This window comes from Shouchella shacheensis (genome assembly GCF_001484965.1).
In the GTDB taxonomy this organism is placed as follows: domain Bacteria; phylum Bacillota; class Bacilli; order Bacillales; family Bacillaceae_D; genus Shouchella; species Shouchella shacheensis.
The window spans coordinates 1-19,584 of sequence record NZ_LLYY01000029.1 but is presented as its reverse complement, the minus strand read 5'-3'; the positions used below and the strand labels follow the sequence as shown (position 1 = coordinate 19,584).

At 47.5% G+C, this 19,584-nt stretch carries 20 protein-coding genes; 13 read left to right on the top strand and 7 right to left on the bottom strand.

Annotated elements, in window-relative coordinates; genetic code table 11:
• Positions 1–63 precede the first annotated feature (63 nt).
• Entirely contained in the window at positions 64–624 is a 561-nt protein-coding gene (locus tag AVZ68_RS16145; protein WP_437182705.1) for a M15 family metallopeptidase, read from the bottom strand.
• Positions 625–856: 232 nt separating this feature from the next.
• On the opposite strand from AVZ68_RS16145, the gene AVZ68_RS16140 reads away from it, so the two are divergent.
• Positions 857–2,026 (top strand): PucR family transcriptional regulator, encoded by a 1,170-nt coding sequence (locus AVZ68_RS16140; RefSeq protein ID WP_059105606.1) that lies wholly within the window; start codon positions 857–859, stop codon positions 2,024–2,026.
• 120 nt (positions 2,027–2,146) lie between these two features.
• Entirely contained in the window at positions 2,147–3,271 is a 1,125-nt protein-coding gene (gene ald / locus AVZ68_RS16135) for an alanine dehydrogenase (RefSeq protein ID WP_059105605.1), read from the top strand.
• A 304-nt stretch (positions 3,272–3,575) separates the two neighbouring features.
• Here ald and AVZ68_RS16130 read toward each other — a convergent pair whose 3' ends face one another.
• The 3 genes from AVZ68_RS16130 to rarD all read right to left on the bottom strand — a co-directional run bounded on the left by AVZ68_RS16130 (position 3,576) and on the right by rarD (position 6,968).
• Entirely contained in the window at positions 3,576–4,799 is a 1,224-nt protein-coding gene (locus AVZ68_RS16130; protein WP_437182704.1) for a CynX/NimT family MFS transporter, read from the bottom strand.
• A gap of 131 nt (positions 4,800–4,930) precedes the next feature.
• On the bottom strand, positions 4,931–5,980 hold the full coding sequence (locus AVZ68_RS16125; RefSeq protein WP_059105604.1) for a lactonase family protein: 1,050 nt from the start codon (positions 5,978–5,980) through the stop codon (positions 4,931–4,933).
• Between the two features lie 58 nt (positions 5,981–6,038).
• Complete coding sequence (gene rarD / locus AVZ68_RS16120) at positions 6,039–6,968, bottom strand: EamA family transporter RarD (protein WP_059105603.1); 930 nt, start codon at positions 6,966–6,968, stop codon at positions 6,039–6,041.
• 176 nt (positions 6,969–7,144) lie between these two features.
• Here rarD and AVZ68_RS16115 point away from each other — a divergent pair, with 176 nt between their 5' ends.
• Positions 7,145–8,044 (top strand): S66 peptidase family protein, encoded by a 900-nt coding sequence (locus tag AVZ68_RS16115; RefSeq protein WP_059105642.1) that lies wholly within the window; start codon positions 7,145–7,147, stop codon positions 8,042–8,044.
• Positions 8,045–8,147: 103 nt separating this feature from the next.
• Here AVZ68_RS16115 and AVZ68_RS16110 read toward each other — a convergent pair whose 3' ends face one another.
• Positions 8,148–8,483 carry a winged helix-turn-helix transcriptional regulator gene (locus tag AVZ68_RS16110; RefSeq protein ID WP_059105602.1) on the bottom strand — a complete coding sequence of 112 codons (336 nt, stop codon included), beginning with the start codon at positions 8,481–8,483 and terminating at the stop codon, positions 8,148–8,150.
• A 130-nt stretch (positions 8,484–8,613) separates the two neighbouring features.
• Between AVZ68_RS16110 and AVZ68_RS16105 the strand changes: the two genes are divergently transcribed.
• Complete coding sequence (locus tag AVZ68_RS16105) at positions 8,614–9,489, top strand: VOC family protein (RefSeq protein WP_059105601.1); 876 nt, start codon at positions 8,614–8,616, stop codon at positions 9,487–9,489.
• A 58-nt stretch (positions 9,490–9,547) separates the two neighbouring features.
• On the top strand, positions 9,548–10,150 hold the full coding sequence (locus tag AVZ68_RS16100; protein ID WP_059105600.1) for a nitroreductase family protein: 603 nt from the start codon (positions 9,548–9,550) through the stop codon (positions 10,148–10,150).
• A 69-nt stretch (positions 10,151–10,219) separates the two neighbouring features.
• Here AVZ68_RS16100 and AVZ68_RS16095 read toward each other — a convergent pair whose 3' ends face one another.
• Positions 10,220–10,918: a universal stress protein gene (locus tag AVZ68_RS16095; RefSeq protein WP_059105599.1), complete on the bottom strand. Its 699-nt coding sequence runs from the start codon at positions 10,916–10,918 to the stop codon at positions 10,220–10,222.
• Between the two features lie 614 nt (positions 10,919–11,532).
• On the opposite strand from AVZ68_RS16095, the gene AVZ68_RS16090 reads away from it, so the two are divergent.
• The 7 genes from AVZ68_RS16090 to AVZ68_RS16060 are packed head-to-tail and all read left to right on the top strand — an operon-like array spanning position 11,533 to position 17,349.
• Positions 11,533–13,950, top strand: coding sequence for a Na+/H+ antiporter subunit A (locus AVZ68_RS16090; RefSeq protein WP_059105598.1), 2,418 nt, complete (start codon positions 11,533–11,535; stop codon positions 13,948–13,950).
• Complete coding sequence (locus tag AVZ68_RS16085; RefSeq protein ID WP_059105597.1) at positions 13,937–14,359, top strand: Na(+)/H(+) antiporter subunit B; 423 nt, start codon at positions 13,937–13,939, stop codon at positions 14,357–14,359. The genes AVZ68_RS16090 and AVZ68_RS16085 overlap by 14 nt, the downstream gene beginning before the upstream one ends.
• Before the next feature lie 3 nt (positions 14,360–14,362).
• On the top strand, positions 14,363–14,704 hold the full coding sequence (locus AVZ68_RS16080) for a Na(+)/H(+) antiporter subunit C (RefSeq protein ID WP_059105596.1): 342 nt from the start codon (positions 14,363–14,365) through the stop codon (positions 14,702–14,704).
• Complete coding sequence (locus AVZ68_RS16075; RefSeq protein WP_059105641.1) at positions 14,697–16,181, top strand: Na+/H+ antiporter subunit D; 1,485 nt, start codon at positions 14,697–14,699, stop codon at positions 16,179–16,181. Before AVZ68_RS16080 ends, AVZ68_RS16075 begins: the two co-directional genes overlap by 8 nt.
• 43 nt (positions 16,182–16,224) lie before the next feature.
• Positions 16,225–16,707 (top strand): Na+/H+ antiporter subunit E, encoded by a 483-nt coding sequence (locus tag AVZ68_RS16070; protein ID WP_082676712.1) that lies wholly within the window; start codon positions 16,225–16,227, stop codon positions 16,705–16,707.
• Entirely contained in the window at positions 16,707–16,991 is a 285-nt protein-coding gene (locus tag AVZ68_RS16065) for a Na(+)/H(+) antiporter subunit F1 (RefSeq protein ID WP_059105595.1), read from the top strand. The genes AVZ68_RS16070 and AVZ68_RS16065 overlap by 1 nt, the downstream gene beginning before the upstream one ends.
• Positions 16,969–17,349 carry a Na+/H+ antiporter subunit G gene (locus AVZ68_RS16060; protein ID WP_082676710.1) on the top strand — a complete coding sequence of 127 codons (381 nt, stop codon included), beginning with the start codon at positions 16,969–16,971 and terminating at the stop codon, positions 17,347–17,349. The genes AVZ68_RS16065 and AVZ68_RS16060 overlap by 23 nt, the downstream gene beginning before the upstream one ends.
• Before the next feature lie 82 nt (positions 17,350–17,431).
• On the opposite strand, the gene AVZ68_RS16055 is transcribed toward AVZ68_RS16060, so the two are convergent.
• A complete protein-coding gene (locus tag AVZ68_RS16055) occupies positions 17,432–18,268 on the bottom strand; it encodes a PRC-barrel domain-containing protein (RefSeq protein WP_059105594.1) in 837 nt (278 codons plus the stop codon).
• 133 nt (positions 18,269–18,401) lie between these two features.
• On the opposite strand from AVZ68_RS16055, the gene AVZ68_RS16050 reads away from it, so the two are divergent.
• Positions 18,402–19,238, top strand: a complete 837-nt coding sequence (locus AVZ68_RS16050; RefSeq protein WP_059105593.1) for an SDR family oxidoreductase — start codon at positions 18,402–18,404, stop codon at positions 19,236–19,238.
• Positions 19,239–19,584 lie beyond the last annotated feature (346 nt).

Sequence of the window (19,584 nt, the reverse complement as noted above, 5' to 3'; positions counted from 1 at the left end):
AAAAAATGAGACAAGCCCCTGGAACATGAATAACACTCAGCTCTTAGAGAGGTGAGTGCTATTTCATTTTTCACTTTCCTTTTGATCCCTTGCATGTTGAAGGGCTGTTATTGAATGCCCGAAATCCATCTGTAAATGAGGGTAGTCTCGAAAAGACGTCCAGTCCCCGCCCCATTCAAATCCAAGCTCTTTGGCGATTTCCGCGACTTCGAACCAGTCGGATTCTCCGTTATTGTTTCCGTCATAAGAAGTGTCCCAAATAACATTTCCTTCATCGTTTCGTATCGCATAGTCGATGGCGAGACCATAATTATGATAGGACTCCCCGCCCCGGGCATTTGTTACCACATTCCCTTCCTCGCTCCGGCCTTTCTCATACAGTTTGTCTTGTTCATCCTCGGAGCGGTATCCATCTGTAATGACGACCTCTATGCCTATCTCAGCCGCTCGTTCAATTAGCTGTTCGCTTTTTTCCGCGACAACCGGATGAAGGCCGTCTTGCTGAATAATTTCAAGAGTTTCAGAGCTTACGTGTTCAGCAGGTTCATAGATAAGGAGGGTTAGCAGAGCAGCGAATAGAAAGAGTGTAAGCAGTGAAAATAGACCACCTATTGCTTTACTCACAGATAATTCTCCCCCTTGAATGATGAATGTGCCACTATTGTACAGGATGTGTGCCTTTTCGTCAGCTTTTGGCGTTTCAATGAGAAAGGGAGACCGCCATTTGGGGGTGAGCAGTGTGCTTGTACAGGAACGATTCGTTGAGAGGAGTAAGGGAACTAGGCAAGTGAACGGAGAAGTTGATATACTAGTAGGAGAAAAAGACGTTGAAGAATGAACGATTGCGAGGAGTAAAATGGCTACAAAGTATTCAAAATTTCTGCACCGGTCGTTTGTGTCCCTCGACGAATTTGTCGGGGAGCTTGGAGAACTGCTAGCATGTCCGGTGACAATTGAAAATGCCAATCACCAGCTCCTGGCCTATTCTAAGCATGGCGCTGGGACAGATGAGGCGAGGATTTCAACGATCATTGGTCGCCGTGTTCCCGACCCCTTAATTCGTAGGTTTTGGCAAGAGGGGGTCATGCCTGCCCTGAATCAATCCGATGAGCCTGTGGCGATCGGACAGATGGATGATATGGGACTCGGTCGACGGGTGGCAGTTTCCATTCGCGACGGAAAAACGGTATTTGGCTACATATGGGTTTCGGAAGTGGCGCGGACGCTCACTTATGAGGAGCGGCAGTGGCTTACAAGTGTGGCGGCGAAAGCGATGGCTCTGCTTAGGAAGTTGAAGCACAATCAGCAACCGAAACTCACAAGTAGGGAAGAGCTGCTGTGGAAGCTAGTGACAGGCGTACAAGCAGAAAGAGAACTCGTCGCTCATGAAGTCGACAACGAAAGCACTTGCTTTGTCTTTGTTCTTTTAATAGAGGAGGTAGAACCGGTTTTTGGAAAAATTGTAGATGGACTTAAGCAAAAAGGGAAGCGCATTCCCCTTTATATCCATGATGACGATCGGATCATAGGCCTCGTAGTGGCAAACGACTGGCGGGAGGCCATGCATGAACTTCGGGTGCTAGTCTCTGGAAGAGAAAACCTGCAAATGGCGGCTGGCAACCCTATATATGGAGTCGATCAATTGCCTGAAAGCTACCAGCAAGCGCTGGAAATGTTGGAGCTGAAACGGCGTTATTCTAGTGAGCTAGAGGGCTGCTTGTTCTATTATGAAGCAGGGGTTTTGCGGCATATCCATCAGTTAAAACTCCAAGAAACAACGAAGCCAGTCCACCCTGCACTCGCCGTCTTGGAACAATACGATCAAGCCAATCAAACGAGCTTGCTTGCAACGCTTCGCATGTATGTAGAAAAAGACGGAAATGTTCGTGCCACTGCTAAAGGGCTACATGTGCACACCAATACATTGCAATACCGGCTAAAGCGGATCGATGAACTAACGAAATTAGAGCTGAAACGTCCACTGGAGCGAATGGGTCTTTATATCGATTTTAAACTACATGAATAAAGGGCTCCATTTGTGAAAAAGCCACAAATAACAAGCATGATTTTCTGCGACAAACCCAAAGATAAACGAAGAAGGATTCTTTATACTTAAAGCAAGATCAATAGTTAGGGGGCAGTTGTCATGATTATCGGAGTACCTAGAGAAGTAAAGAATAATGAAAACCGCGTGGCTATTACGCCAGCAGGAGTTGTCTCACTAAAAGAAGCCGGTCATGATGTGCTCGTAGAAGCTCAGGCCGGTCTTGGGAGTGGGTTTACAGACAGTGAATACGAAGAGGCCGGCGCCAAAATGACGGCGCTTGCGGGGAATGTTTGGAGCAAGGCAGAAATGGTCATGAAAGTAAAGGAACCGCTAGCCGAGGAATACCAACATTTTCGCAAAGGGTTGATTTTGTTCACCTACTTGCATCTCGCGGCTGAGACCGAGCTCACAAAAGCATTGGTGGAACATGGAGTAATAGCCATCGCCTATGAAACCGTGGAAGTCAACCGAACGTTGCCGCTGCTTACGCCGATGAGCGAAGTAGCTGGCCGTATGGCCTCACAAATCGGCGCTCAATTTTTAGAAAAGCCTAAAGGTGGGAAGGGTGTTCTGCTCTCGGGAGTGCCTGGCGTACAGCGAGGCAAGGTGACGATTATTGGCGGTGGTGTCGTTGGCACAAACGCAGCAAAAATTGCGGTTGGGCTTGGCGCCGATGTCACGCTTCTTGACGTAAGTGCTGAGCGCTTGCGCCAGTTAGATGATCAGTTTGGAGGCGATGTCCAGACGATGATGTCGAATCCGCTGAATATTGCTGTGGCGGTGAAAGAATCGGATCTTGTGATTGGCGCCGTGCTAATCCCAGGAGCAAAAGCACCGAAACTTGTGACAGAGGAAATGATTGAGCAAATGATGCCTGGCAGCGTCGTTGTGGATGTGGCTGTCGATCAGGGCGGAATCATTGAGACCGCGGACACGGTGACCACCCACGATAACCCGACGTACACGAAGCACGGGGTGATTCACTACGCGGTGGCCAATATGCCTGGTGCGGTTCCAAGAACATCGACAATCGCACTAACGAATGTAACCATTCCCTATGCAAGACAAATCGCAGACAAAGGGGTCCAAGAAGCGATGCGGACGAATGCCTCGCTTGCCAAAGGGTTGAATGTGGCTGGAGGCGCCATCACGTACGAAGCTGTCGCCCGCGACCTTGGTTTTGATTATGTTACCGCGGAAGAGGCGCTAGCGGGGTTCGTTTAAAAGATAGAAACAAGCAGCCGACAGAGGGCAATAGTCCTTTTGTCGGCTGCTTTTGGTGTCTAGCTCCGGCGGGTAGAAGCTCGGGATTTTTCAGTCCTGCCCGGAAATCCGGGTCGGGATTTCTCGTGCAGGCCTTCCAAAATCCGCGCTTCTGTTCGACCCGCCTGCGCTTTTCGGATTGTCTAGCTCCGGCGCCCACTCGCTCGAGGTTTCTTCAATCCGCCAGATCAAGCCAAAGGACAGGCTTGATCCTGCCGTTCTTCCAGAACTTGTCGCTCGTGGGCAGGGCGCTTATGCTTTTTTGTTACCCTTTTTCCGGAGCGGTTGCTGATACGAATTGATTGCGTCCGGCGCCTAGCCCACTAATTAGAAAAAGGACCGTCGCGCTTACAAAGACAAGCAAAGAAAGATTCCATGTGCCGGTTACATCAAAGAGAAGACCGATCAGAAAAGGGCCAAGCGCTGCAAGCAAATAACCAAGGGACTGCGCCATACCTGAGAGTGCGGCCGCTTGCTTTACGGAGTTTGCTCTCAGGCTCATGAATGTGAGAGCTAGGCTCAGGCTTCCACCACTAGCAACCCCAATGAACACGATAGCAACAATGCTAAGCGCGGGGGAAGAGGATAGGAGTAAAACACTAAATCCAAAGAAGTACAAAAGTGCCAAAGTGAAAGCGAGCCCTTTCTGATCCGTTAATTTGCCAGCTAGCATGGGTGTTAAAAATGTCGCGGGCAACCCGCAAAACTGCATCACCGCGAGCATTGCGCCAGCAGAGCCAGTGCTTAGGCCTTGCGACTGCAGAATTTCTGGAAGCCAAGAGACGAGGGAATAGAAAAGAAACGACTGACTTCCCATAAAAATCGTGACCTGCCAAGCAATCCCTGAGCGCCAGAGCCTAGACTGGGAAGGGAGGGCCAGCGTTTGTTGATTTGTATTTTGCTGGTCTTTTCGTGTGAGCTGTGGAAGCCAAAAAAGAATGGCAGCAACACAAAGAGCGACCCAAATGCCCAGCGCCCCTCTCCATCCTAAGCCAAAGTGCGCCAGCGGTACGCTCACGCCTGAAGCGATCGCAGCAAACGTGGAGAGCGTCGTCGTGTACATCCCAGTCGCAAAACCGACTCGATTGGGGAACCACTTTTTAACGAGACTCGGCACTAAGACATTCCCTATAGCAATTCCTATGCCGATAAAGGCCGTCCCCGCCAGTAAAAAAGGAAAGAAGGTGGTGTAACGCATAAGCATGCCAATAAGCAAAATTAGAAGTCCGGCAAAGACAACTCGCTCCTGTTGATAATCGCTGCCAAGTTTTGCGGCAATGGGGGAGAGAATTGCAAACGCTAAGAGAGGCAGTGTGGTTAAAAAACCTGCAGCCCCACTGGAGATTGTGAAATCTTCCCGTATATAGCCAATGAGTGGCCCAACAGAGGTGATCGCTGGCCGGAGGTTACTTGCTATAAGCAAAATCCCCATGAAGACCAACGAGTTTCGTCGAATCGAACCTACACTTGACCGTGAAACCATTTGCATGAAAAGGACCCCTTCAGTAAAGAGCAACGAATGAATGTTACCTAGATTGTACGAGGATCTCGTAAGATTGGCAACGGGAAAACGCGAAAACAAGGGGTCGCGATGACCCCTTGTCCATGTAGCGAAATGTTTTAGGTTTGTGCAAATGTAACGCAAACGGGGTGAGGGACGGGAATGTTTGCGTTAACAAGGCTTAACTTTCCATTTTCTTTGTTTCGGGCATACACGCTTAAATTGCTGCTTTCTTGGTTCGACGCAACGAGGAACTCCTCCGAAGGATCGAGATGAAAATCTCGTGGCCAGTCCCCTTCTGTTGATACATGCTCCACAAAAGAAAGCTCTCCGGAGTATGGATTGACGCTAAACGAAGCCATGCTGTTGTGGCCACGATTCGCGACGTATAGAAAGCGTCCATCCTTTGTAAGGTGAATCGCGCTTCCGATGCTGTCATCCTCATAGCCTTCAGGAAGGGTTGAGACCACCTGAACTTCTTCCAAAGAGCCAGGAACATGGTCGTAGCGAACAGCGATTACTTCATTGGAAAGCTCAGTCATGATATACGCGTAAGGCTCTGTCGGGTGAAACGCAATATGACGCGGACCTGCACCGGGAGCCGTTTCATGCACAAAATGACGTGTCAGCTTGCCGTTATCGATTTTATACAAGATGACTTCGTCTGTTCCTAAGTCAACAGCGACAACGTATTTCTCATCCGGAGTGAATCCTGCAAAATGGGCATGCGCTTTTTCCTGGCGCTCTTCGTTCGGTCCCGCCCCCTCATGCTGAGCGGTCGAGGCAGTTTGCTTAATCGAGCCGTTTTCCTCTAAGTCAAATGCGGTAATCCTTCCGCTATGGTAGTTCGCTGATAAAAGACGGGAGCGTTTTGAATTAACGCTGACATGACAAGGCCCCCCGTCCGGAGTGATTTCTTTATTTAAGAGCGTCAACGCCCCCGATTCTTCATTAATATCAAAGGCGCTCACTCCTCCAGCTTCTCCATCCTTCATGACAGAATAAAGCCGAGTTCCATCTGAACTGACCGTCACATAGGTAGGGTCTTTTAATTCCGCGACCGCCTCAAGACCCTTGAGCTCTCCTGATGTGGAATCCAGCGTAAATGTATAGACTCCTTTGCTGTCTCCTTTCGTGTAGGTGCCAATATACCCTCTAAATGTAGACATGGAAAAAGCTCCTTTCAACTCTAGATCTCTTTAGTATAAACGAAAGTTACGATTCTTCCTACGAAACCGCGCTATGGTGTTTCTTTCTCTCCAGAGAACGGCGACTGCGACTGGTATGCAGCCTCGACCCTGTAAATACGAGCAGTGCGAGCCAAATGAAAGCAAAGGCAACAAACTGTACAGCGCTAAACGGTTCATGGAAGACAAAGATGCCGAGAATAAGCATCAGTGTAGGGGCGATATACTGAAGAAATCCAATCAATGCAAACGATATTCGCTGGGCCCCAAAAGAGAAAAGCATCAGTGGGATCGCAGTGACAATGCCAGAACCGAAAAGCAGCAACATAATCGAGCTATCATGAGTGAAAAAGTTGGGCAGCGAACTGGTCATAATAAAAAGAAGGGCCAGAGGCGTCACGAGCACCGTCTCAAGCAAAAGTCCACCAGAGGCACTCACGCGGACTCCTCGTTTAAGAAAGCCATACAAACAAAAGCTAAGTGCCATGCCCAACGAGGCCCAAGGAACATAGCCGCCTACAACGATGAGTACCAGTACACCAATAAGAGCTGCGAGGACTGAGAATTGCTCGGCACGCTTTAATTTTTCCTTCAGCAGAAGCGTTGCTAGCACTACATTGAGGAGTGGGTTGATGTAATAGCCGAGGCTAGCGTCAATCACTTTTTCGCTACTGACCGCAAAAATAAAAATAAACCAATTCATGCTAATAAAGAGAGAAGCGAGTGCAATCGCTATAAACTGCTTTGTATCGGCGACGACTTGCTTGAGCTCTTGGAGTTTTCGTCTTAGTTCTCGTTTTACTAGGAACAAACCTAGGATAAAAGCAAAGGAAAATACAATTCGGTACGCAAGCACGCCAAGGGCTGAAAAGTCATCGAGCAGTCCCCAGTACAGAGGCAACAAACCCCAGAGCCCATAGGCAGCGAGCGCGGCGAGCGTGCCTTTCAGTTGTTCATTGTCTTGGTGCATCTTATCCCTATCCCCCACTATGTTTTTTTATAGTTTATCATGAAAAAGCTTCGTGGGGCGAAGGAAAGGTTCGTTCTTACAAAGAGGTCAGAAGAATAAGGCTGAAAGAAGGAGTCGGCTATAAAAAGACGTGGGAGGAATGCCTTTTGAAAAACGCCATTCGACCAAAGGCGCTGATGAGAGGCGATACTATAGGGGTGATTGCCCCGGCAAGCTCACCCTCTCTTGAACAAGTGTACCAAGACAAAGCGTTCTATGAAGGCCTCGGATTAAACGTGAAACCCTCACCCATGCTTGGCCGTGAATATGGCTACCTACATGGAACGGACGAGGAACGAGTGTCTGAATTAGAAATGATGTTTGCTGACCCGGAAATTGCCGGTGTCTTCTGCGCCTGTGGCGGGTATGGCACCCCCCGGATTGTGGATCAAATCGATTATGACCTGATCAGGGAGAACCCAAAAATCTTCTGGGGATACAGTGACATTACTTGTCTCCACACAGCGATTTATCAGCAGGCGAACGTCATCACCTTCCATGGACCCATGTTAAGCTCAGACCTGGAAGAAAGCAGAAAATCACCTTTATATGCGGAGTATTTAAAACAAGTCATGCGTCCAACAAGACTCGTCATTGATGAGGCCGTGCAGCCTCTTCGAACACTTGCAGCTGGCCAGGCAAAGGGGCCGCTTGTTGGCGGAAATTTATCACTGCTAGTCAGTACACTCGGTACGCCGTACGAGCTTGATACGAAAGAAAAGATTTTATTTATTGAGGAGGTAGAGGAGGAACCGTATCGCATCGATCGCATGCTCAATCAATTAAGGCTGGCAGGGAAGTTTTCGGACGCTTGCGCAGTGCTCCTCTGTGACTTTCAAAACTGTCTACCGGCCAACCGAAGGCCATCCATAAGTCTGCAAACGATCTTTCATGATCATGTTGTCTCCAATGGAAAGCCGATCCTTAGTGGGTTTATGATCGGACATTGCAAGCCGAGTCTGTCGGTTCCTCACGGTGCGCAAGCGGAAGTGAACACCTTGGATCGACGACTAATCATTGAGCCGGGAGTCGTATAGGCCGTTCTCAAAGGCATAAAAGCCGTGGTTGTGTTATAGGAGGTTTTATGGCAGGAAATATAAAAGGGAGGGGCAGCACTGCCCCTCCTAGTATGGAATCCGGCTATTCCTGAGCCTTGGAATAGGCCTGTTCTAGGTGTTTAATGTGGTTTTGCCCCCATTCGTGCATGGCTTCAAGGATGGGGCGAAGGCTTTGCCCGTACTCTGTCATGGAGTATTCGACCTTAGGCGGAATTTGTGGATAAACGTTGCGTTCAATAATATCATTTTGTTCCAGTTCCCTCAGCTGGGAAGTGAGCATTTTTTGAGTGATACCGGGAATGGCCCGCTTCAGTTCATTAAAACGCAGCACCTCGTGCGTCATCAATTGGAAGAGGATTTTATGCTTCCATTTGCCGATGAGAATTTCAAGGGCGGTGTCTGCTTTACATGTAGTCATCCTTAACTCTCCTCCTTACAGTATCCAAAAGTATACTATGGTACTTTAAAGTGCGTACTTCCACTAATTATACCCGTATTTTATAATAATACCAGTAGAAAAGACATCGAAATTCTAGGAGGGACTGTGGATGCATCCAAACACAACGCTCGGGCCCGTAAATCTTGTTGTTCAAGATCTTTCTCGATCCATTGCCTTTTATGAGCAAATCATTGGCTTTTCTGAGATTCAATATCAAAACAACGAAGCCTATTTATATGCAAATAAAGATGCGCTTCTTATTCGTTTGAAAGAAGATAAAGAAGCAAAACCAGTCAAGGAACGATCCCACGCAGGGCTTTATCATTTTGCCTTACTTGTGCCTGACCGAGAAAGCCTCGCAACCATTGTGAAGCATCTTGCTTTGCAGAACGTGCCTCTAGGGGGCGCTGACCATCTTGTAAGTGAAGCCGTTTATCTTTCGGATCCCGATGGGAATGGGATTGAGATTTACAGGGACCGCCCAAGGAAAGAGTGGACATACGATGCTTCTGGGTATATTAACATGGCGACCCTTGCTTTGGATGGAGACGGGCTCATTGAGGAAGCAGGAGTGTGGAAAGGGCTTCCGAAAGGGACGGTAATGGGCCATGTCCACATGCATGTGGCAAATCTTCAAGAGGCCGAAGCTTTTTTCGAAGAGTTGCTTGGCTTTGATGTTGTCTCAAGATTTGGGGGACAAGCACTGTTCATGTCTGCTGGGGGCTACCATCATCACTTAGGGTTTAATACATGGGCTGGCGAGGGAGCAGTTCCTCAAGAAAAACCGGCAGCAGGAATGGAGTCTTATACCATTGTCCTCGCAAATGATGAGGAATGGGACCGAGTGTTAGGGCGCTTCCGCGGGCAGCCGGGTACCGAAGAAAGGGGGGACTCATTGGCCATTCAAGATCCTTCCAGAATGACCATTATTTTTGAAAAAACACAGGAAAAGCTATCGGTATTCACAGAGGATACTAAACCATGAAAAAGTTGCCTGATTATAAAAACAGAGAGCTAAACACAAAAAGGAGAGAACTTTCGTTATGAGTAAAGACTTTTTCACAGCTATAGAAGAGCGCCGTTCGATTTATGCATTAAGCAAGGAGCAAGTGGCTTCCGATGAACGTATCCAAGAGATCGTGGAACATGCGGTTAAATACGTTCCCTCTGCTTTTAATTCACAAAGTGCCCGGATCATTGTCTTAATTAACGATGAGCATGATAAATTTTGGAATTTGACGACAGAAGCGCTAAAAGGAGTAATGGGCTCAGACGCTGATTTTTCAAGCACACAGGAGAAGATGAATGGCTTTAAATCAGCGTATGGCACGATCCTTTTCTTTGAAGATGAGGATACGGTCCGCGGTTTGCAAGAAGCTGCTCCGCTTTACGCGGATAATTTTCCTGTATGGTCGGATCAATCTTCAGGAATGCATCAGTTCGCCATCTGGACGGCTCTTGAAATTGAAGGATTTGGAGCTTCTCTCCAACATTACAACCCTATTGTCGATGAGTTTGTTGTCCGTGAATGGAATGTGCCGGAAACGTGGAAACTCCGTGCTCAAATGCCATTTGGCAAACCGATGCACCAACCGGGGGAGAAAGAATTTAAACCGCTTGAAGAGCGCGTGAAAATTTACAAATAAGCAGTCGAGGAGAGCCTGTGACGGGCTCTCCTTTGTTATGGGTAAAACAAAAAGCATGAGCACCAGTGCTCATGCTTTTTGATTATTTTTTAACGCTTCTTCTTTTAGGTCTGGATGGATGCGTGTGGGTTCAGTGACGCGGTCATCGGTGACGTGCACCTGGCACATTTTGGAGTCCTTCATGAATTTAAAGACACCATTGTTAAAATCCGTCCCTGTTTCTTTAAAGAAGATGCCTTCGTAGTTGGCTTCCTTACTGTGGGTAAAGCTTAGGCGGTAGCCTTCGCTGTCTTCAACAAGATAGGCACGAACGCCTTTCTCGAAATGACCTTCGAGCCCTTTAATGGCTCGATCACAGGAGACGACATGGAAATCAACAAATGGGATTTCACGGAGCAGAACGTTCATGAAGGAGCCCTTCGTGATTTCTTCCCAGCGGCTTTTCGCCGTTTGACCAATAATAATTTGTGTAATGTGATGCTCCCTAGCTACTTCAGCGATGACTTTGACCGAAGGGCGCTTTTCACCATCGCGAATTACAAACTCTTCTACCTCATACTCTTCAGCAAGCTCCTGCCAACGGTCAATGTAGGCAGATTTTTCAGCGTCGAGCTCATCGTATTGCAATGGATCAACCGTTAGAATATATAAAGGACAGTCGAGCATGCTTGCAAGCTTATACCCACGATTAATTAGACGCTCGCCATTTGGTCCGTAGAATACGCAAACAAGAATGCTTTCATCCATACGTGCTTTCGCTCTTTTCATGATGGCGTTCACCTCGTTTCAATAATGTAGCTTAGCGATGACGGTGCTACTTCCATCGTAATCACTCCCAAACGCGATTACCGTAGCACAGCAATGGCTTTGATGGAAAACTTACTCTTTATATAATGAGATAGTGTCTCGACGATCGGATGAAAATGTTACGAATCTTAGACAACAACTCATTTTGGACCCTGAGATGTGCAACGGGAATAAAATTAGTATATACTTTGGTTTAGAGAAGCGTTAATTTTGCCTCGCTCTTCCCTCGGTTTGACAGGCTGCATAGTGTGATGATGGTTTCCCCTAGCACTCGCAAAGATGAAAAATAGATGTAACCATTAGAATTATAGCTTGTGGAGTGAAAGAGACGTGCAGGGTTTTTTGCCTGCACGATTTTGGAATGGTCTCTTTAGTGTAGCCAGCCATGGCTAGCCTCATCCCAAGAATTTGCTTACATCATACACCTTCTACTCTAGAAGTACAAGTACTTATTATATTGTTTTTTCGGGCAAACTGATGCCAAGAGTGAGCCTAAGTCACTTATTAATGAAAGAACTTATAAATGGAGTCGTCCGGCATTGTTTTTTGAATAATAAGAACGGGAGGGTATGCTTTTGTACACTATGAATATTGCTATCATTATTCCATTCATTGTAGCAGCGTTGGTCCCACTTCTGTATAAGCGGGTCCCTCGTATACATACAGGCTGGTTCGTTCTTCTTGTGCCAGCAGCTTTGTTTGCCGTATTGGTTTCAACCATTCCGGACATTGCGACGGGCGAAACGTTTGCAGCGACGATTGAATGGATGCCCTCCCTAGGGATTAATTTTACTACGTATTTGGATGGCCTTAGCCTTATCTTTGGATTGCTGATTACAGGCGTAGGGAGTCTCGTTGTTCTGTACTCAATTTATTATCTTTCCATGAAACGGGAATCGCTTCATAATTTCTATGTCTACCTCCTTATGTTTATGGGGGCGATGCTAGGGGTGGTGTTCTCAGACAATCTTATGGTGCTGTACGTCTTCTGGGAACTTACAAGCATTTCCTCTTTCTTGTTGATTGCCTATTGGTACCACCGGAGACAATCGCGTTATGGCGCGCAAAAATCGATGCTGATTACCGTCTGCGGTGGATTTGCGATGCTTGCAGGGTTCATCATGCTTGGGACGATGGCAGGTACGTTTAGCATTCGCGCCATTATCGATCAAGTCGGTCAATTTGCGGATCATGGACTTTTCATTGCTGCTATGCTCTTGATTTTACTCGGAGCCTTTACAAAATCTGCTCAGTTTCCGTTTCATATTTGGCTACCGGATGCGATGGAAGCACCAACCCCTGTCAGTGCCTATTTACACTCAGCGACGATGGTTAAAGCCGGCATTTACCTTGTGGCACGGTTTACCCCAGTGTTTGGCGGAGAAGAAGTCTGGTTTTGGGTGGTCAGTCTCGTCGGTTTGTTTACGCTATTCTGGGGGTCTTTTACCGCTATTCGACAAACTGATTTAAAGGCATTGCTTGCTTACTCCACCATTAGTCAGCTAGGTTTGATTATGAGTCTGCTTGGCCTTGGTTCTGCGGCGCTCCATTTTGATGATGTGAATGAACGTACTGTCGGTTATTCGGTAGCCATTTTTGCGGCCCTCTTCCATCTAGTGAATCACTCCACCTTTAAAGGGGCTTTGTTCATGGTTGTAGGGATCGTTGACCATGAAACCGGAACGCGGGATATTCGAAAGCTCGGTGGGTTAATGACAGTGATGCCCATCACGTTCACACTAGCGGTTATTGGAAGCCTGTCGATGGCAGGACTGCCGCCATTTAATGGATTCTTGAGTAAGGAAATGTTTTTTACAGGCGTTTTGAATGCGTCTGAGCTGTCGATCTTTTCAATGGAAACATGGGGTTCACTCTTTCCGATTGTGGCGTGGATCGCCAGTGTCTTGACCTTTGTCTACTGTATGATGTTGATCTTTAAAACGTTCTTCGGCGAATATCAGCCTGAGAAGCTGGAGAAAAAAGCGCATGAAGCACCGATCGGAATGCTGATCCCTCCAGTAATCCTAGCTTCTTTTGTGGTCGGACTCTTTTTCTTTCCAAATGTGCTTGGTGACTATCTATTAAAGCCGGGCTATGCAGCCGTTTTGCCATCGTATGTAGAGGGAGGAAGATTTCTTGATAACATTGAAGCTTGGCATGGCATTAATACAGAGCTCTTGATGACCATTGGTGTCGTGGTGTTTGGATTTCTTATCTACCGGTATGTCCACTTTTGGAACAATGTGTACGCCCTCTTTCCAAGAAAGTGGTCGTTTGATGCCCTTTACAACGGGACGCTCATGCAATTGGAACGCCGCTCCACGTCGATCACGCAAATGTATATGACGGGGCATTTGCCTCACTATCTTGCGTACATTTTCGTGTTCCTGATTGTGGCGCTCTCAAGCGTTATGGTCATCACCGGGTCGTTTGCGTTTAACTCTGCAAGTGATGCGCCCATTAGCAGCTATGAAGCGGTCCTTACGGTGGTTATGATCGTTGCGGCCATTTGTATTTTATTTGCCCGCTCTCGTTTAACGGCAATTCTATTAAATGGAGTGCTTGGCTACGTACTCGCCGTCTTTTTCGTCCTTTTTCGGGCACCTGACCTTGCGCTGACGCAGCTGGTGATTGAAACGGTGACGGCAGCTCTGTTCTTGCTATGTTTTTACTTCTTGCCTGAATGGGAGATTGAGAAGATCAAGAGTCGTACACAGGTGTTGAAAGGAGTTGTCTCACTCGCGGCAGGGACCATTGTGACAATGATTGCCCTCACGGTAAGTGGGACAGACATCTTTGATCCAATCTCGAATTTCTACGAAAACGCCTATGAGCTGGCCGGTGGGAACAATATGGTGAACGCGATCTTAGGAGATTTCCGGGCGCTCGATACCATGCTTGAGGTTGTTGTCTTAGTGATTGCGGGACTCGGAGTCTTTACGCTCATTAAGTTAAAAGCAAAGAGGGGAGGAGAGGACGTTGAAGGCAAATGATGTGATTTTAAGAACCGTGACAAGAATGGCGGTCTTCATCATTCTGACATTTGGTGTTTATTTGTTTCTAGCCGGTCACAATGAGCCGGGAGGCGGCTTTGTGGGTGGGCTTGTGCTCGCATCTGCCTTTGTTCTCCTATTCCTTTCCTTCGATATAGAGACCGTTCAAAAAGGGATTCCCGTTAATTTTAAACTACTTGCTGCTTCGGGAGCGTTGCTCAGTGTATTGACAGGCCTTGGCTCTTTCCTGTTTGGCGCTCCGTTCCTAACCCAGGTGTTTGATTATTTTCACCTGCCGATTTTCGGAGAGACAGAGCTAGCGACGGTCGTTCTGTTTGAAGCGGGAGTATCTCTTGCCGTGATTGGGACGGTTGTCACGATTATTCTTAGTATAAGTGAGGATGTATAGCTTATGGAAACCATGATGTCTGTGCTCGTTGGGGTGCTCGTCACCGTAGGAACGTACTTAGTTCTTTCCAGAAGCTTAATACGCGTGATCCTTGGTACAGCCATTTATTCGCATGCGGCTAATTTGCTCATCCTTGTGATGGGGGGCTTAAAAGGAGGAGCGGCTCCTCTTCTTGGAGAGGAGGCAACATCTTACACAGATGCCTTGCCGCAGGCGTTGATTCTAACAGCGATCGTGATCAGCTTTGGAGTAACAGCTTTCTTTCTTGTTCTTGCCTACCGGACGTACCGGGAGTTAGGGACGGATGATCTCGACCAGTTAAGGGGCATGAACGATGATAAATAACCTAGTTATTTTGCCGATGATCCTACCTGTCGTCATAGGGGTTTTTTTAGTTTTCTTTCAACGATTTGTTCAAGTGCAGCGCTGGATCAGTCTCCTATCCTTGATTGCCTCAACTGGAGTCAGCGCCTACATCCTTTATCATGTGCAGCATGAAGGCATCATGCGTCTCGATTTTGGCGGGTGGGCGCCTCCGTTTGGCATCTCCTTTGTGGCAGATTCATTTTCCGCTTTGCTTGTTGTAACAACGTGTTTGACCTCTATTTTTAGCTTGGTGTACGCATTCTCTTCCATCGGCGAAGACCGAGAGAAGATGTATGTATATCCGTTGATTCAATTGCTTATAGCGGGCGTGAACGGCTCCTTTTTAACAGCAGACATGTTTAACTTGTTTGTCTGTTTTGAAATTATGTTGCTAGCTTCTTATGCACTGATTACGCTTGGAGGAACAAAGCAGCAGCTTCGTGAGGCCATAAAGTATGTGCTCATTAATGTCGTCGCCTCTTCGCTCTTCTTATTTGCGATTGCGTATTTATACGGAACGGTTGGTACGTTGAACTTCGCGCACCTGTCTTTGCGTATTGCGGAGACAGGGCAAACACCGCTACTGACGACCATCGGAATCCTATTTCTGATTGTCTTCAGCTTAAAGGCCGGACTACTTCTCTATATTTGGCTGCCGGGATCTTATAGTGCTCCGCCAACCGCAATTGCTGCCTTGTTCGGCGCCCTTTTGACCAAAGTAGGGATTTATGCGTTGTTCCGTACCTTCACGCTTCTGTTTTATCATGAGCCAACCATCACGCACACGCTGATTGGAATTATGGCCGCTATCACCATGATCGGTGGAAGCATTGGAGCTGTCGCGTATAATGATATTCAAAAGATTGTTGCGTACAACGTCGTGATCTCTGTTGGGTTCATTTTAACCGGACTAGCGGTGTTTACACCTGCGGGGATCGAAGGCTCCATCTATTACTTGGTTCATGACATTGTTGCTAAAGCACTGCTCTTTTTGCTTGCGGGCACAATATTTACCCTGACAGCTACTAATCGATTAGAACGAATCAGTGGATTGATTCGCAACTATCCGCTCTTTGGCTGGCTCTTCTTTATCACGATGATTTCTTTAGCGGGAATTCCGCCGTTAAGCGGGTTCATAGGCAAAGTGCTAGTCGCTCAAGGAGCCATTGAAAATCAGTCGTACGTACTTTTAGCGATTGCGCTAATTTCAAGTCTATTCGTTCTGTATTCATTGCTTCGCGTCTTCCGAAACTGTTTCTGGGGAGAGACGATTATAAGCGAGGAGAGTGCTGTCCCCTTAAAAGCAGGGATGCTTATACCTTGTGTTCTCCTAACGGCCATAAGTTTTGGCCTTGGGTTAGGGGTGGAAGGCATCTCCGCGTATGTGAGTGACGCTGCCCACACCTTAATGAATCCAGATGTATACATTGAAGCGGTTCTAAGCGAGGGATCGTAGGAATGGAACAACAGTACATGCTAGTGAAAAGAGGTGATTGCTTGTGTTCGGTCAGCTGGTCCTGAATCTAATGATTGCGTTTCTATGGGTGCTTTTGCAAGACGCGGATGCTCTCTATTTCCGAGATTTGTTTGCGGGGTATTTGGTTGGCTTAGGCATTATCTATGCAATGCGTCGGTTTTTCTTTACTGAATTTTACTTGCGCCGTTTGTTTGCGCTGATTAAGCTTCTGATCATGTTTATCTCTGAACTGATTCAGTCCAGTGTTCTGATTTTAAAGCAGATCCTGAGTCCTAAACTGACGATCACCCCGGGGATTTTTAAGTATGAGACAAAACTTAGTGGGGACTGGGAAGTAACCGCCCTTGCTCTGCTCTTAATGCTTACGCCTGGATCGGTCGTGCTTGAAGTGTCGCCGAAAGGAAACGTCTTCTACATCCATGCGATGGATATTCCTGACTCGAAAGTGGCTGTGCTTCGAGCGATGACACGTTTTGAAAAGGCGATTATGGAGGTGACACGTTAATGTTTGAGACCATTCTGATCATTGCGCTCGTCTTATTTTCAGTTTCTATTGCTTTGGTCCTGTATCGTGTTGTGAAAGGGCCATCGATGCCTGATCGTGTTGTTGCCTTGGATAGCATCGGGATTAATCTTATCTCTGGAGTGGGTGTAGTCTCAATCGTTCTTCAGACGCGGGCTTTTTTAGAAGTTATTTTGATCCTAGGCATACTTGCCTTTATTAGCACTGTTGCATTCTCAAAGTTTATCGAGAGGGGGGTTATCATTGAACGCAAGCGTGACCGGTGAGATTCTTTCCGCCATTCTTATTCTAGCAGGAAGCATCATGGCTATCATAAGTGCGGTTGGCATTCTGCGTTTGCCTGATGTGTATACCCGCTCTCATGCAGGAACCAAAAGCGCAACGCTTGGCGTTCTTTTGACGCTTTCTGGTGTGTTCATTTATTTTTGGCTGGCGGATCATTACATTAGTGTACGACTGATTCTTGGAATTGTGTTTGTCTTTTTAACAGCCCCTGTAGCTGGTCATGTCATCACCCGAGCAGCGTACCGTTCCAAAGTCGCCTTGACGGGGACGAGTGTTGAAGATGAACTAAAAGAAGCTCTGGAGGAGCGGAATTATCATAAAACGAAGGAACGAGAATAAGCAGCCTGGCACTTACGCCAGGCTGCTCTTTTTTCTAAGGGCAGCAGGGGGCTCGCAATTCCTTTGCTCACGCATTTTAGTTTTACTTCTCCCAGTACGGGGTGCGTCCATAATAGTGATGAAGCTCGCTCTCCCTCTTCCTTGTAAGCGGAACTTCATGCGTATGAGGCGGGGCATGATCGAGCTTTTCGCGATCCATGTCGACAACAATAGCGTGATCAAGCCAAGTGACTTCCTTAATCCAGTCCATGGAAATTAACGTTGGCTCATTTCGGAATACGCCTCCTGTGTCGGCAACAAAGTAGCGCACGAACCATTGATTGTCCACTTCCTCTAGCAAGAAGTCTGTGACGTTTCCAAACTCCCCGCCCCTGGCATGAACGTTATAGCCAATCAATTCGTTAAGGCTGTGCAAATACTGCTCCTCGTTTGGGTACCGCGCCTCTCGCTCTTGTTCGGCGCTTTCGGTGCGTACATCCTCTTTCGTTTGTTTCTTATTTTCTCTTTCTGTCAAGACGGGCGGCACCAAAGGGCCGGGAACAGGAGTGCCCCCTGTGCCGCTCATTGGAGCCGCAAGTCCAGGCTGCCCGGGAGCGGCCCAGTAATAGGGCCAGCCATAGTGGTCGCTTAACTCTTGCTCGTAATGGCGCTTGATCGGGGCGTGTTCATCAGGCTTCGGACTATCTTTAATTTGTTCCTTGGTTGCATTGACATTGACGCTTCCTTCCTCATAGTCGAGAGACGAGAAAGAACGGGGGCTGAGAAGAACTTTGCCTCCAAAGAACCATGTACGCGTATCTCCAACAAAGTAGCGCACAGCATAATCCTGTGCATCCATATAAACGTCATCGATCTTTCCTAATTCGCCGTCTTCTGCGCTCATTGCAAACGTTTCAAGCGTTTTCGCATGGACTAGCATTAAAAACTCCTCCTATTTTTATTTCTTATTCTTTCTATAGCCGTTTGAGGAATGTTTGAAACTAGAACTTTTGCTACCATTGAGGAAAAGCACTTTATCATTTGATATACTGGGACGAAAGGAGGCGACAGGGATGAAAAAAGCGGTTGTAACAGGTGCTAACGCAGGAATGGGGTTTGCAACGGCGCTAGCACTTGCTAATGCTGGAATGCACGTCCTTATGCTTTGTCGAAACGAAGAACGTGGTCAAAAAGCGCTTGATGCGCTAGATGCTAAAAAGGAGGCTGGGAGCGCCGAACTCTATAGTTGCGACCTCGCATCGATGGCAAGCATTCGTCGCGCCGTTAAGGAAATAGCTAGGCGACATCAAGCATTGGATCTACTGATTGCAAACGCTGGGGTGGTCTCTCCTCGACGCGAAGAGACAGAGGACGGATTTGAAATGCATTTAGGCGTCAACCATCTCGGGCATTTCTTACTCGTCAATCAGTTGTTGCCGCAGTTGGAAAGTTCAGAGGATGCGCGAGTCATCATCGTTTCTTCTGGAGCCCACAAATGGGGCTGTTTTCATTGGGAAGATCCACATCTTCACTTTGGGTATAATGTAGCAAAGGCATACGGTCAGTCGAAGCTTGCCAATTTGCTCTTTGCCCATGAGCTAACCAAGCGTCTAGAGGGGTCGGGTGTCTCCGTGTTCTCTCTCCACCCGGGGGCTGTTTCTACCAGCCTCGGCGTTAACCGTGAAACGGAGTTCGGTGCAACGATCCACAAACTTCTCCGCCCCTTCTTTCAAACCACAGAGAAGGGGGCTTCGACAGCTATTCACCTGGCGCTATCAACAGAGCTTCCTGGGGTAACAGGGAGTTATTTTGTTAACAAACAGCAAGTCAAACCGGCTCCCTCTGCCGTAGATGATTGCAAGGCTCGCCAGCTATGGCTTTGGAGCGAAAAACAGACGGGCTTGGGGTGAGTGGTCCGCTTAGACTGTGGATTTCAACTGGAAGTGGGCAAGTGAACCGTACTTAGATGCGAGTGGGCTGGAGGAGGGAGACGCCCGTACTCCGGGTTTTAGGCGCTTTATTTTATCAGCACCGGTCCCTTCTGCCCAACCCTCTTTGACAAGCCTTATCATTACAGACTTATTCGAACGGGAAAGCCCATTCCTTAGGTGTGGGATGAGAGTGAGGTGAGATACGGAGTGTATGGGCTTTCATACACTCCGTATCTGAAAATATCTGTTTCAACTCATTCAATAAATGATACGATGAGTCTATGAACTCTTATAGAAGCACGAAAACGACTGTTTCCTTCATTAA

What these genes read in the sequence shown, in the direction of transcription:
- AVZ68_RS16105 (WP_059105601.1), top strand. Translation starts at nt 8,614, where the DNA reads ATGCATCCAAACACAACGCTCGGGCCCGTAAATCTTGTTGTTCAAGAT.
- AVZ68_RS16100 (WP_059105600.1), top strand. Translation starts at nt 9,548, where the DNA reads ATGAGTAAAGACTTTTTCACAGCTATAGAAGAGCGCCGTTCGATTTAT.
- AVZ68_RS16140 (WP_059105606.1), top strand. Translation starts at nt 857, where the DNA reads ATGGCTACAAAGTATTCAAAATTTCTGCACCGGTCGTTTGTGTCCCTC.
- AVZ68_RS16110 (WP_059105602.1), bottom strand. Translation starts at nt 8,483, where the DNA reads ATGACTACATGTAAAGCAGACACCGCCCTTGAAATTCTCATCGGCAAA.
- rarD (WP_059105603.1), bottom strand. Translation starts at nt 6,968, where the DNA reads ATGCACCAAGACAATGAACAACTGAAAGGCACGCTCGCCGCGCTCGCT.
- AVZ68_RS16130 (WP_437182704.1), bottom strand. Translation starts at nt 4,799, where the DNA reads ATGCAAATGGTTTCACGGTCAAGTGTAGGTTCGATTCGACGAAACTCG.
- AVZ68_RS16080 (WP_059105596.1), top strand. Translation starts at nt 14,363, where the DNA reads ATGGAAACCATGATGTCTGTGCTCGTTGGGGTGCTCGTCACCGTAGGA.
- ald (WP_059105605.1), top strand. Translation starts at nt 2,147, where the DNA reads ATGATTATCGGAGTACCTAGAGAAGTAAAGAATAATGAAAACCGCGTG.
- AVZ68_RS16125 (WP_059105604.1), bottom strand. Translation starts at nt 5,980, where the DNA reads ATGTCTACATTTAGAGGGTATATTGGCACCTACACGAAAGGAGACAGC.
- AVZ68_RS16065 (WP_059105595.1), top strand. Translation starts at nt 16,707, where the DNA reads ATGTTTGAGACCATTCTGATCATTGCGCTCGTCTTATTTTCAGTTTCT.
- AVZ68_RS16115 (WP_059105642.1), top strand. Translation starts at nt 7,145, where the DNA reads ATGAGAGGCGATACTATAGGGGTGATTGCCCCGGCAAGCTCACCCTCT.
- AVZ68_RS16050 (WP_059105593.1), top strand. Translation starts at nt 18,402, where the DNA reads ATGAAAAAAGCGGTTGTAACAGGTGCTAACGCAGGAATGGGGTTTGCA.
- AVZ68_RS16095 (WP_059105599.1), bottom strand. Translation starts at nt 10,918, where the DNA reads ATGAAAAGAGCGAAAGCACGTATGGATGAAAGCATTCTTGTTTGCGTA.
- AVZ68_RS16055 (WP_059105594.1), bottom strand. Translation starts at nt 18,268, where the DNA reads ATGCTAGTCCATGCGAAAACGCTTGAAACGTTTGCAATGAGCGCAGAA.